Annotated in this window: 10 protein-coding genes; 8 read left to right on the plus strand and 2 right to left on the minus strand. The window is 45.9% G+C overall.

What is annotated here, in order from left to right; genetic code table 11:
- From hscA to U9J37_RS00290, 8 genes are all read left to right on the plus strand, one after another.
- Positions 1–1854 (plus strand): Fe-S protein assembly chaperone HscA, encoded by a 1854-nt coding sequence (gene hscA, locus U9J37_RS00255; RefSeq protein ID WP_005476797.1) that lies wholly within the window; start codon positions 1–3, stop codon positions 1852–1854.
- Between the two features lie 11 nt (positions 1855–1865).
- Positions 1866–2204 (plus strand): ISC system 2Fe-2S type ferredoxin, encoded by a 339-nt coding sequence (fdx, locus tag U9J37_RS00260; protein WP_005476776.1) that lies wholly within the window; start codon positions 1866–1868, stop codon positions 2202–2204.
- Between the two features lie 57 nt (positions 2205–2261).
- Positions 2262–2456 (plus strand): Fe-S cluster assembly protein IscX, encoded by a 195-nt coding sequence (iscX, locus tag U9J37_RS00265; protein ID WP_005476792.1) that lies wholly within the window; start codon positions 2262–2264, stop codon positions 2454–2456.
- Positions 2457–2606: 150 nt separating this feature from the next.
- Positions 2607–3905, plus strand: coding sequence for an aminopeptidase PepB (gene pepB / locus U9J37_RS00270; protein WP_038139851.1), 1299 nt, complete (start codon positions 2607–2609; stop codon positions 3903–3905).
- Between the two features lie 66 nt (positions 3906–3971).
- Positions 3972–4400, plus strand: a complete 429-nt coding sequence (gene ndk / locus U9J37_RS00275) for a nucleoside-diphosphate kinase (protein WP_005476778.1) — start codon at positions 3972–3974, stop codon at positions 4398–4400.
- A gap of 189 nt (positions 4401–4589) precedes the next feature.
- Positions 4590–6221, plus strand: a complete 1632-nt coding sequence (locus U9J37_RS00280; RefSeq protein ID WP_322413851.1) for a GGDEF domain-containing protein — start codon at positions 4590–4592, stop codon at positions 6219–6221.
- A gap of 646 nt (positions 6222–6867) precedes the next feature.
- On the plus strand, positions 6868–8955 hold the full coding sequence (gene fusA, locus U9J37_RS00285; protein WP_038139855.1) for an elongation factor G: 2088 nt from the start codon (positions 6868–6870) through the stop codon (positions 8953–8955).
- Between the two features lie 221 nt (positions 8956–9176).
- The gene (locus U9J37_RS00290) at positions 9177–10211 is read left to right on the plus strand and encodes an ABC transporter substrate-binding protein (RefSeq protein WP_005471520.1); all 1035 of its coding nucleotides are present in this window, start codon (positions 9177–9179) and stop codon (positions 10209–10211) included.
- A 40-nt stretch (positions 10212–10251) separates the two neighbouring features.
- Here the strand turns inward: U9J37_RS00290 and U9J37_RS00295 are convergent, their stop codons facing one another.
- Together U9J37_RS00295 and U9J37_RS00300 are read right to left on the minus strand one after the other, a co-directional pair.
- A complete protein-coding gene (locus U9J37_RS00295) occupies positions 10252–11157 on the minus strand; it encodes a LysR substrate-binding domain-containing protein (RefSeq protein ID WP_005471562.1) in 906 nt (301 codons plus the stop codon).
- 94 nt (positions 11158–11251) lie between these two features.
- On the minus strand, positions 11252–12937 hold the full coding sequence (locus U9J37_RS00300) for an AMP-binding protein (RefSeq protein ID WP_005471590.1): 1686 nt from the start codon (positions 12935–12937) through the stop codon (positions 11252–11254).
- Positions 12938–13020 lie beyond the last annotated feature (83 nt).

The raw sequence follows: 13020 nt of genomic DNA on the forward strand, positions 1-13020 counted from the left end.
ATGGCACTACTTCAAATAGCAGAACCGGGTCAAAGCTCGGCACCCCATGAGCACAAACTGGCAGCAGGCATTGATTTAGGTACGACTAACTCACTGGTTGCGTCGGTACGTAGTGGTGATGCTGCTACGCTAAAAGATGAAAATGGCCACAGTATTCTCCCTTCTGTGGTGAACTACTCTGGTGAGCTCCCACTTGTTGGTCAGGCTGCGAAAGCGTTGGCGGAACAAGACCCAGCAAATACCATTATTTCGGTGAAGCGCTTGTTGGGCCGTTCACTTGACGACATTAAGCAGCGTTACCCGAACTTACCTTATCAATTTAAAGAGAGCGACAACGGATTACCTGTGCTTTCTACAAAAGCAGGGGACAAGAATCCGATTGAAGTGTCTGCTGACATTTTAAAGTCTCTTGGTAAACGCGCGGAACAAACACTTGGCGGCGAGCTTGCTGGCGTGGTTATCACGGTACCGGCTTATTTTGATGATGCACAACGTGCAGGTACAAAAGACGCGGCTAAGCTGGCAGGCATGCATGTTTTACGTCTTTTGAATGAGCCGACAGCTGCCGCAATTGCCTATGGTTTAGATTCAGGGCAAGAAGGCGTGATCGCTGTCTACGACCTTGGTGGTGGTACATTTGACATCTCTATTCTTCGTTTGTCGAAAGGTGTCTTTGAAGTACTTGCCACTGGCGGTGATTCCGCGTTAGGTGGTGATGATTTCGACCACTTGTTGGCGGAATACCTGATGCAACAAGCGGGTATTGAAGGGGCATTGTCTGCTGAAAAGAATCGTGCACTGATTAATATTGCAACCGATACAAAAATTGCTTTCTCTGAGAAAGAGATCGTAGATGTGGATGTTTTCGGCTGGAAAGGCAGTGTAAGCCGTGAAGAGTTTGAAGATCTGATTCGTCCTCTAGTTAAAAAAACGCTGATGTCCTGTCGCCGTGCACTGAAAGATGCGGATGTCGATGCAGAAGATGTTCTTGAAGTCGTTATGGTTGGCGGTTCAACACGTACGCTACTAGTTCGTGAGATGGTTGGAGAATTTTTTGGTCGAACGCCTCTGACAAGCATTAACCCTGACGAAGTCGTTGCAATCGGTGCCGGTATCCAGGCTGACATTTTGGCTGGCAACAAGCCAGATTCAGAGATGCTACTGCTTGATGTGATTCCGTTGTCACTTGGTATCGAAACCATGGGCGGTCTCGTTGAGAAAATTGTCCCACGCAACACAACGATTCCTGTCGCTCGAGCTCAAGAGTTCACCACATTTAAAGATGGCCAGACGGCAATGAGCGTACATATTGTTCAAGGTGAGCGAGAGATGGTGGACGACTGTCGTTCCTTAGCTCGATTTTCGCTGAAAGGTATCCCTCCGATGGCTGCGGGTGCTGCACATATTCGTGTAACTTACCAAGTTGATGCCGATGGTCTGCTTTCAGTTACTGCAATGGAAAAGAGCACAGGTGTTCAATCCGAAATTCAGGTGAAACCTTCTTATGGTTTGAGTGATGATGAGGTCGCAAACATGCTACGCGACTCCATGACCCATGCCAAAGAGGACATGCAAGCTCGCGCGTTGGCAGAACAGCGTGTCGAAGCGGATCGTGTTATCGAAGGCTTGATTGCGGCGATGCAAGCGGATGGTGATGAACTTCTTTCTGAGCAAGAGCGCCAAGCATTGTTGAAGGCCATTGAAGCTCTCATCGAGCTACGCAATGGAGACAATGCCGACGCAATTGAACAGGGCATCAAAGACACGGACAAAGCGAGCCAAGACTTCGCCTCCCGTCGTATGGATAAATCAATTCGAGCTGCGCTGTCTGGACAGTCAGTTAATGATATTTAAGAGATTAAGTTATGCCTAAAATTATTGTATTACCCCATGAAGACTTATGCCCAGAAGGTGCAGTGCTTGAGGCAAATACGGGTGACACGGTGTTGGACGTCGCGCTAAAAAATGGCATCGGTATTGAGCATGCGTGTGAAAAATCGTGTGCTTGTACAACTTGTCACGTCGTCATTCGTGAAGGATTCGATTCTCTTGAAGAGAGTGATGAGCTTGAAGATGACATGCTTGATAAAGCGTGGGGTCTAGAGCCTGAATCTCGTCTTGGTTGCCAAGCAAAAGTGGCGGATGAAGATCTGGTGGTTGAGATTCCAAAGTACACGTTGAATCACGCATCAGAAGATCATTAATCTGCAATTTACGTTAAGACGATAATAACAACTCATCATCGAGTAGGAAGGTAAGCAATGAAATGGACAGATTCACGCGATATTGCGATCGAGCTATGCGATAAGTTTCCGGACGTTGATCCAAAAACGGTACGTTTTACCGATCTTCACCAATGGATTCTAGAATTGGAAGAGTTTGAGGATGAGCCAAATCGATCAAATGAAAAGATTTTAGAAGCGGTGATCCTTTGCTGGATGGATGAAATGGATTAACTTGTTCGGGAAATCCCTCGCAGTTAACAAAATTTACTAAAAATAACGGGCCTTTGGGTCCGTTTTTTTATCAATTTAACATTAAAGTGTTAACATCTCATCGTGAATAGAAAAAGGCGTAGGCAGCGCCAATACAGACAAGGAGAAACCATGTCTACACAGATGTCAGTATTTCTAAGCCAAGATCCTGCAGCCCCTCATTGGGGAGACAACGCATTAATTTCGTTTTCCGACAAGGGAGCGACGATTCACCTTGGAGAAGGTCACGATCTTGGTGCCATTCAAAAGGCCGCGCGCAAGCTAGATGGACAAGGGATCGCTTCAGTGTCTCTTGTTGGTGACGGTTGGGATTTGGAAAGTGTTTGGGCATTTCACCAGGGTTACCGTGGGCCTAAAAAAGAGAATCACTGCCAATGGCAAGAGTTAGCAGAAGCGGATCAAGCTGAGCTGACCGCGCGAATTAAAGCGACCGACTTCACTCGCGATATCATCAACAAAACCGCAGAAGAAGTTGCCCCTCGTCAATTGGCAACCATGGCGGCCGAGTTTATTAAGTCAGTAGCCCCAGAAGGTACCGTTAAAGCACGCATCGTAAAAGATAAAGATCTGTTGGCGGAAGGTTGGCAAGGCATCTATGCCGTGGGTCGTGGTTCAGACCGCACTTCGGCAATGCTACAACTGGACTTTAACCCGACAGGTGATGAAAACGCACCAGTGTTTGCCTGCCTAGTGGGTAAAGGCATTACTTTTGATTCAGGTGGTTACAGCATTAAGCCGTCTGGATTTATGACCGCGATGAAAGCGGACATGGGCGGCTCTGGTACGATTACCGGCGGTCTTGGTCTTGCGATCATGCGTGGTTTGAATAAGCGTGTGAAGTTGATCCTATGTTGTGCGGAGAACATGATCTCAGGTCGAGCTTTGAAGTTGGGAGATATCATTACCTACAAGAATGGCAAAACCGTTGAGATCATGAATACCGATGCGGAAGGGCGTTTGGTACTTGCTGATGGCCTGATTTACGCGAGCGAACAAAATCCAGAGCTGATTATTGATTGTGCGACTCTAACGGGTGCTGCGAAGAACGCATTGGGTAATGACTACCATGCGCTAATGAGCTTTGATGATGAGCTTTCTCACCAAGCATTGACGGCAGCGCGTGAAGAGAAAGAAGGTCTATGGCCTTTGCCTTTGGCTGACTTCCATAGAGGAATGTTGCCATCGAACTTTGCGGATCTGTCAAACATCAGCAGTGGTGATTACTCTCCGGGTGCAAGCACTGCCGCAGCCTTCTTATCTTACTTTGTTGAAGATTATAAAAAAGGTTGGCTGCATTTTGACTGCGCGGCGACTTACCGAAAAGCTGCGACAGATAAATGGGCGGCCGGTGCAACTGGCGTTGGCGTTCGAAGTCTAGCGGGCCTATTGGTTCAGCAAGCAAATAAATAATATCAATGATTAAGAGGCCGTAGAGCCTCTTCTTTATCTAAACAAGAGAAAACGAAAGGATACCTTATGGCTCTAGAAAGAACTTTTTCTATCGTTAAGCCCGATGCAGTTAAGCGCAACCTGATTGGTGAGATTTACCATCGTATTGAGAAAGCGGGTCTACAAATTGTTGCCGCGAAGATGGTGCATCTAACAGAAGAGCAAGCGAGTGGCTTTTACGCGGAACATGAAGGCAAAGAGTTTTTCCCTGCATTGAAAGAATTCATGACGTCTGGGCCAATTATGGTTCAAGTACTTGAAGGTGAAAATGCGATTGCGCGTTACCGTGAGTTGATGGGTAAAACTAACCCAGAAGAAGCAGCGTGCGGCACAATCCGAGCGGACTACGCACTAAGCATGCGTTACAACTCCGTTCATGGTTCTGATAGCCCAACGTCGGCGGCAAGAGAAATTGAGTTCTTCTTCCCTCAGTCTGAAATCTGCCCAAGACCTTAATCATCAAATAGACGTTTATTGATAATTTTTACAAACCAACGCGCTGAATGCCGTTGGTTTTTTCTTTTAAGTGACGTATTGATGAGCGTCACATATTTCAATGATGTTAGTTTGAAAGTTGTTTTTTATGACACAGGGTATTGCATAATCGGTGCTTGAAGACTTATCAATTGGAATGATATTTTGGTCATGGATACCCTTAGAAAACAGTGTGCTTTGCTCTTCATCTTAGCGCTTGGCTTTGTCCAATACTCGTTCGCAGAAGATAACTTTAGTACTATTTTTCAGAATGAAGTGACGTGGGTAGCCGACAAGCGTTGGTCTTCTGACGCCCCATTTAACGACATTAATGAGTTTTTCAACGGTTCATTCGATAGCTTTGGTTTAACTGGTGGAACCTACACCAGTTTACTCGAGTTTAAGGTAAGCCATCCCAAAAGCTACGTTATTGATTTTCGTAATTCAGCCTTGATCGGCAAATTTGACCACTGGCTATTTGATGTAGAAGGGCGATTAGTTGCTCATTTTGCTGGTGGCTTGCTGTCTAATGAGCCAAACCCTTACTTTTTGCGTAATGGTAGGGAGGCTATGTTGACGCCTGGTCACTATTACCTCATTACCTCTCAGGCTTCTCAGTTCAATATCGCTCCTCCCACTCCTTTTGTTATGGCGGAAGAAGAGTACATTCGGGAAATTAACCTTGGTAACACCATTACTCTTTTAGGCTTAGGAGTGTTTGTTGGTCTGTTCTTCTATTACCTCGTCTTGTCGGTGACGCGCCTAAGTCTGGTTGATTTAAGCTACGCGCTGTTCATTGCTGGCAACTTAGTCTTTAATGCCACTACGTTACACGTTCTGCCTCAGCTGATGGGAGTACAATGGTATGGCGGGGCGAGTTGGCCTATTCTGTTTTCTAATATCGCTTACATTGTGTTTGTTATGTCCCTGTTACAAATCTCGCGACAGGCTGACAAGTACATGTGGTGGATTGGGGCAACGGTGATTGCGTTATTTAGTAGCTTCGTTCTGCTCTCATTTTTCATGCCTCACTGGCAGAACGAATTTAACCGTTTTTCTGTCGGCTTATTCTTACTATTTGGTGTCATCGCTGGCATATATAAGAGTCTGAAACGAAGCATCGTGGCTCGTTGGTATTTAGTGGCAAACGCAGGGTTCGTTGTACTCGGGTCGATAGCCATTTCGCAAGAGCAAATCGCGGACCTCAAAACCATCTACATGTCGCACATTGGGTTGATTGCTGTGACTTGGGAAGTACTTTTCCTTTCATGCGTCATCGCTTATCAAATGACACGACTTCAACATGAAAAAACGCGCGCTTTAAAGCAAGCGAAAGATATGTTGGAAATAGCACATACCGATGCACTCACTCAATTACCCAACCGTTATGCTATGGAAAAGAAACTCAAAACGGCTGCGTCAGGTGAAGGCTTTATCTATATCGACTTGGATGGTTTGAAGTCGTGCAATGACAACTACGGTCACGAAATGGGCGACGAGCTACTGGTGACATTCAGTGAACGCTTAATGGCCGCACTGCCTAACAATGCCGAGCTTTATCGAATATCCGGCGATGAGTTTGGCTTGGTATTTAGTGAGAGTAATGTCTCTCGCATTAAGACTGCATTAGATGAGCTTGACCAAACATTAAGAACTCAATTCTTACCAAGTGTTGGTGTGAGTTACGGAGCAGCCCATTTCCAAACCAATGGCGACTATGAAGCCGTGGTGAGAGAGGCTGACAAAAATATGTTCAACAACAAGAAAAGAAAGTACCAGCAACTCACCGAATACGAAATTTAAGATAATCGTTCCAATACTCGACCTCTAACACATGCCACCGTTTTTGATTGTGAGCGACGCTTACACCGCTAAGTTGCTACTCCTTACAAACTCTTGAGAATTCTCATTGAGTTATTGCTTTGCAGCCGATTTATCAAATACTCCTGACTGCATCATCTCGCCTAGAGGGAGGTCGCGTTTGATTGTATGTGTCTCAGTGAGTCTAGCTCCATACGCTGTCGAAGTGCTATCCGTAATGTTACTGGTGAGTGCTTTGGTGAGTGTCGCGTCGGGATTTAATCGAATAGAGAACTTTGTGAACCTATAGCATTTGAATGACATAGCCAGGGAGTTCGTAACCCCTTTTTGTTCATTGTTGAGGTTGGAACTCGAAAATGAGCGTATAAACAGCTATATTGTTTCCATGAAGCGTCACTGGAGTTCGATTTTTGAAGGTTGAGCAGGTAGGGCGTACACTTCATCGAAAGCGATCAAAAGGGGTGGTTGATTGGTTCTAGCGTTAGGCAGAAACAGGCTTTATTACCTATCCTACATGTGAGGGCAGCAGCCCAAACTTTTTTTAAATACAGCGCACGCAAGGGTATCAGTCTTGACAGATTGTGATATACTCTGCGCGCAATTTATACCTTATAAACAGAGTAAGACAATGGCAGATTTATCAAAGTACAGAAACATTGGTATTTTCGCGCACGTTGATGCGGGTAAAACTACCACCACTGAGCGTATCCTTAAGCTTACTGGTAAAATCCACAAAACTGGTGAAGTACACGACGGTGAGTCTACAACTGACTTCATGGAGCAGGAAGCTGAGCGTGGTATCACAATCCAGTCTGCTGCCGTAACTTGTGAGTGGAATGGCCACCGCCTAAACGTTATCGATACTCCGGGACACGTTGACTTTACAGTAGAAGTATACCGTTCACTTAAAGTTCTTGACGGTGGTATCGGTGTATTCTGTGGTTCTGGTGGTGTTGAGCCTCAGTCAGAAACAAACTGGCGCTACGCGAACGATTCAGAAGTTGCTCGTCTGATCTTCGTTAACAAACTAGACCGTATGGGTGCAGACTTCTTCAACGTTGTTGACCAAGTGAAGAACGTACTAGGCGCTAACCCACTAGTTATGACTCTGCCAATCGGTCGTGAAGACGATTTCGTTGGTGTTGTAGACGTACTAAACCGTAAAGCTTACGTTTGGGACGAAACTGGTCTACCAGAAAACTACGAAATTCAAGATGTTCCAGCGGACATGCTTGATGACCTAGAAGCGTACCGTGAAGAGCTAGTTGAGACTGCTGTAGAGCAAGACGACGACCTAATGGAAGCTTACATGGAAGGCGAAGAGCCAACTATCGAGCAGCTAAAAGCTTGTATCCGTAAAGGTACACGTGATCTAGCGTTCTTCCCAACGTTCTGTGGTTCTGCATTCAAGAACAAAGGCATGCAACTTATCCTTGACGCTGTTGTAGATTACCTACCAGCTCCAAACGAAGTTGATCCTCAGCCTCTAACAGATCCAGAAACTGGTGAGCCAACTGGCGAAGTTGCAACTGTATCTGCAGATGAGCCACTAAAAGCGCTAGCATTCAAAATCATGGATGACCGTTTTGGTGCCCTAACATTCGTACGTATCTACTCTGGCCGTCTGAAGAAGGGTGACACTATCCTTAACTCAGCGACTGGTAAAACAGAGCGTATCGGCCGTATGTGTGAGATGCAAGCGGACGAGCGTAACGAGCTAACTGAAGCTCAAGCTGGTGACATCATCGCTATCGTAGGTATGAAGAACGTTCAAACTGGTCACACTCTATGTGATCCTAAGCACGAATGTACTCTAGAAGCTATGATCTTCCCAGAACCAGTAATCTCTATTGCTGTTTCTCCAAAAGACAAAGGTTCTACAGAGAAAATGGGTATCGCGATTGGTAAGATGGTTGCAGAAGATCCATCATTCCAAGTTGAGACTGACGAAGACTCAGGCGAAACTATCCTGAAAGGTATGGGTGAACTTCACCTAGACATCAAGGTAGACATCCTTAAGCGTACTTACGGTGTTGAGCTTGAAGTAGGTGCTCCACAGGTAGCTTACCGTGAAACTATCACTCAAGCAGTTGAAGATAGCTACACGCACAAGAAGCAGTCTGGTGGTTCTGGTCAGTTCGGTAAGATCGACTACCGTATCCGCCCAGGTGAGCCAAACTCTGGCTTCACGTTCTCTTCAACAGTTGTTGGTGGTAACGTACCTAAAGAATTCTGGCCTGCAGTAGAGAAAGGCTTCGCATCTATGATGGACACTGGTGTTCTAGCTGGTTTCCCAACTCTAGACGTAGAAGTTGAACTATTCGACGGTGGTTTCCACGCAGTTGACTCTTCAGCAATCGCTTACGAAATCGCTGCTAAAGGCGCATTCCGTCAGTCTATGCCTAAAGCAGGTGCGCAACTTCTTGAGCCAATCATGAAAGTTGACGTGTTCACTCCAGAAGACAACGTTGGTGACGTAATCGGTGACCTTAACCGTCGTCGCGGTATGATCAAAGACCAACAAGCTGGTACTACAGGCGTTCGTATTAAAGCAGACGTTCCTCTATCAGAAATGTTTGGCTACATCGGTCACCTACGTACTATCACTTCTGGTCGTGGTCAGTTCTCTATGGAGTTCGGTCAATACGCACCTTGTCCAGCAAACGTTGCTGAGCAAGTTATCGCAGAAGTTAAAGAGCGCGAAGCTAAGAAGTAATTCTTGCTTTAGCTAGATAGCTTTAAAAGCCCCTGAAGTGAAAGCTTCAGGGGCTTTTTGTTGTCTACTATTTGCTGTTTATTGTATTGCTTTGAGTTATGAATATTCTGATAACAATTAACGCTCGAAACGATAAAATAAATTGCCTTTCAATTAGGTAACATTTGGATAACTATGCGTGCGAATCCCAGCGCGTTGCTGGATAAGTTGGATCGCATACTATGAAAGCAATTTCCAAAGCTGTCGGACTGAGCGCTTTGTTGTTTAGTCTCTCTACACTGGCCAATGAAAACGTTCTTAATGTCTACGCTTGGGGAGGCTACCTGCCAGAAGCATCACTGAAAGCATTTGAAAAACAGCATGGTGTCACAGTTAATTACTCAACCTTTGAAAACAATGAGTCTATGTACACTAAGTTGAAGCTTGTGAAAGGCAAGGGGTATGACGTGGTTTTTGCTTCTGCTTACTTTATCGAGAAAATGAGCAGAGAAGGCTTACTTTCAGAGATTGACCACTCGCAAATCCCGAACTTGTCTGATGCGATGGAAGGCTTACTTGGTCAATCTCACGACCCGAGCAACCGCTACTCACTGCCCTATATTTGGGGCGTGACTGGCATTAGCTACAATGAGAGTTTGGTTGAAGAACCTATTACAAAGTGGGCCCAGCTTTGGGATGCCAAATACGCACAGCAAGTCATGTTGATTGATGATATTCGAGACGTGTTTGGAATGGCGTTAAAACTCAATGGGCATAGCATTAACAGCAACAATGAGCAGGAAATTAAGCAAGCTTACGAATCGTTGGTAGCACTAAAAGACAATGTGCTGCTTTACAATTCAGACGCGCCTCAAATGCCTTACGTTGCTGGTGAAACTGCACTGGGCATGCAGTGGAATGGGAATGCGTATCAAGGGCAAGCTGAAATGGCGGAGCTGAAGTTTGTGATGCCTGAAGAGGGGGCCGTGTTGTGGATGGACAACTTTACCATTCCATCGGGAAGTCAAAACAAGGCACTTGCCCACCAGTTTATTCGCTTTATGTACCAGCCGCAGCAACAGGCTGAGATCGTAAACAGCTTGGGCTATGCCTCTGTCACTCAGTCTGGTCGAGCTCTGCTGGTGGATGAGCTAAAAAACAATGCCACCATTTTCCCATCAGTGGAAGATATCCAAAAAGGTGAGTTTATCAATGATGTTGGCAGTGAGACCCTAGCGGTTTATGAAAAGTACTGGCAACGCCTAAGAGCTCAATAGTATCAAAAGTTTAGATTGCCCCTTATCGATGAGGGGCAATTTAGTCTGATGTTGAAATCTCACTATGTAACCAGTTCGCGAATGCTGAGATGCGTTGGCGACGCGGCGATTTGTCGTCATAGAAGAGATTAAACTGAATGCCCGGAGTCATTCCAATATCGAAAGGTTTAAATAATAACCCCCTTTCGACGTAGTCACTAGCTAACGAATCAGAAGCCAGACAAGCCCCATGACCTGCCATAACGGCATTCATAGCGTGATCAAAGGTACTGACGTCCATCCACTGAACCGATTCTTTGTTCATTGTCACACCTGCTTGGGCAAACCAGCTTTGCCAAGGGTAGCCGCCGGACTCGTAGTGAATCAACCAAGTATTGAGTAGCTGTTCGGGGTTGGAAAGGTCAATGCTATTGGCCAGATGAGGGGAGCAGAACGGGTAAATGGTCTCTTCAAACAGAAATTCTTTGTGCAGTTTACTGTTGCTATTGATGTCTAATTCGTCTCCTTGCCAAATTGCTAAGTCGGCATCCCCTTGTTTTAAATTGGGAGCATCGCAACTGGTCAAAATACGAATTGGGATATTCGGATGTTGAGTTGAAAACTTCCATAGCCTTGGAAGCAGCCAGCGAGATGCAAAAGACGGTGTAGAGCTGACGCAAAGCAATCCTTCTACAGGTTCGCTTTGGATTTGATTGAGACCACTGACGATGATCTCAAGCCCCTGAGATACATGCCGATATAGAACTTTCCCAGCTTCAGTTAGGCGCATTTCCCGTCCATCACGGACAAAAAGTTTGCAACCAAGTCCATCTTCTAACTGGCGAATCTTCTGGCTGACAGCTGCTTGGCTGATGAACAGCTCTTCTGCGGCGCGACTGTAACTGTTTAGCCGTGCAGCAACTTCAAAGTAGCGCAGTCCTGGTAGGTGATGCAGCCTAGCATCCATAAATACATCCTGTATAAACTAGAAGGGGAGTGCAATCATAATGGCTTTGATTAAAAAGCAAAAGGAGAGCGGGCGCTCTCCTTGGTTGTGTTTACTACTCTTCCCACACGACCAACTGACCTTTTGGCCAGTTTTGTCCCATATCGTGGTACTTCTGTTCCAGCACATGGCGTTTTATCTTCAACGTTGGTGTTAAGATACCATTCTCAATACTCCAAGGGTCTTTGATCATCAATACCCCTTTAATCTGCTCGTGTGACTCCAGTTCTTGGTTCATTCGAGTGATAACTTTCTTGGTGGTACGCTCGTAACGAGCTCGGTCAAAGTTCGGAAAATCATGAGGAACAACCAGTAAGATAGGGGCAGGTAATCCGAGGCCAATCAGACACATCATCTCGACACGGCTGTACTCAAAGAGCTTCTTCTCTATAGGAACCGGTGCAACGAACTTGCCTTTTGCCGTCTTGAAGTTGTCTTTCTTACGCCCTTGAATGGTTAAGTAACCGTCACTATCGAGAGAGCCAATATCACCGGTATGCAACCAGCCTTCAGCATCAAACGACTCCTGTGTGGCGATGTCATTTTTGTAGTAACCCGAGAAAAGCCCTTTGCCGCGAACCATAATCTCGTCATCGTCAGCGATTTTGAGTTCAATCCCTGGGCCTGCGTTACCCACACTACCAATCTTGTCTGCGCGGAATGGGTAGTTCAACGTACTGTACGCGAACGACTCGGTCATCCCCCATGCTTCAGTAATATTGAGGCCAACGCTACGGTACCATTCGAGTAATGCCGGTGAAACTGGGGCTGAGCCACAACCTAGCACACGCGCTTGATCTAAACCTAGACCATCTGCGAGCTTCTTCTTGATTAAGGAGTTCACAAACGGAATCTTAAGTAAGATGTTGAGTTTTTTCTGTGGCAGTTTGTCTTGAATGCGTTGCTGGAACAGGGTCCATAAGCGAGGGACAGAGATGAACAACGTTGGGCGCTGCATTTTTACATCTTCAATAAAGGTGTCTAGAGATTCTGGGAAGGCTGTTTGAACGCCTCCTTGAATGGAAGAACCGAAGATATAAACGCGCTCGGTGATATGAGCCAGCGGCAAATAGGAGAACAACCGATCGTTCTCTTGAATTCCGATGTGATTGATCAACTGTTGTACTGACCAGCTAAAGGCGCCGTAAGTGAGCATCGCTCCTTTTGGCAAGCCAGAAGTTCCAGAGGTGTACACCAGTGACATCAGTTTGTCGTCATGGTGTTGAGGTCTGTCTTGGCTGGGCTCGAACTTTTCAATCAGATCATTGAAGCTGTGCTGACACTTTGGCGCGCTGTCATAAGGTAATGACACCGTGATCAAATTTTCCTGAGAATCAATGACCTGCTGCGTTGCCGCGGCATCATCGAGTTTACCACCAATCAGCACTTTGCTTTCACTGTGGGTGACACAGTATTCGATGGTGTCGGCACCAGCTGTGGGAAAGATCGGCACACTGACAAAATCACCAAGCATCATGGCCAAGTCACAAATAAACCATTCCGCACAGTTCTTGGATACAAGCGCGACTTTATCGCCGGGTTGTAAGCCAAACTCTTTTAACGCTGCAGCCAGCCTTAGGGCTTTATCGGCAACCTCTGCGTATGTGTATTCGACAAACTGACGATTAATAATCTGTTTTAGGTAGATCTCATTGGGACGTTCCTCGGCCCATTTCAAGATCATTTCGTTCGGTGGTGGGAGAGCACAAGTTGGTTTGCTTAACTCGTTAGGCTGAATCATTCTCTAACTCCATGTTATTGGCAAAATAATGATTTATTTTTATTGTTAACAGCTTGTTAACTTTAGCATGGAAGAAGAAAGAG

The organism is Vibrio sp. 16, assembly GCF_963681195.1.
Lineage (GTDB): Bacteria > Pseudomonadota > Gammaproteobacteria > Enterobacterales > Vibrionaceae > Vibrio > Vibrio sinaloensis_D.

Bases quoted from the DNA above. Each gene is read 5' to 3' on its own strand.
- hscA (WP_005476797.1), top strand. From the start codon at position 1: ATGGCACTACTTCAAATAGCAGAACCGGGTCAAAGCTCGGCACCCCAT.
- fdx (WP_005476776.1), top strand. From the start codon at position 1,866: ATGCCTAAAATTATTGTATTACCCCATGAAGACTTATGCCCAGAAGGT.
- iscX (WP_005476792.1), top strand. From the start codon at position 2,262: ATGAAATGGACAGATTCACGCGATATTGCGATCGAGCTATGCGATAAG.
- pepB (WP_038139851.1), top strand. From the start codon at position 2,607: ATGTCTACACAGATGTCAGTATTTCTAAGCCAAGATCCTGCAGCCCCT.
- ndk (WP_005476778.1), top strand. From the start codon at position 3,972: ATGGCTCTAGAAAGAACTTTTTCTATCGTTAAGCCCGATGCAGTTAAG.
- U9J37_RS00280 (WP_322413851.1), top strand. From the start codon at position 4,590: ATGGATACCCTTAGAAAACAGTGTGCTTTGCTCTTCATCTTAGCGCTT.
- fusA (WP_038139855.1), top strand. From the start codon at position 6,868: ATGGCAGATTTATCAAAGTACAGAAACATTGGTATTTTCGCGCACGTT.
- U9J37_RS00290 (WP_005471520.1), top strand. From the start codon at position 9,177: ATGAAAGCAATTTCCAAAGCTGTCGGACTGAGCGCTTTGTTGTTTAGT.
- U9J37_RS00295 (WP_005471562.1), bottom strand. From the start codon at position 11,157: ATGGATGCTAGGCTGCATCACCTACCAGGACTGCGCTACTTTGAAGTT.
- U9J37_RS00300 (WP_005471590.1), bottom strand. From the start codon at position 12,937: ATGATTCAGCCTAACGAGTTAAGCAAACCAACTTGTGCTCTCCCACCA.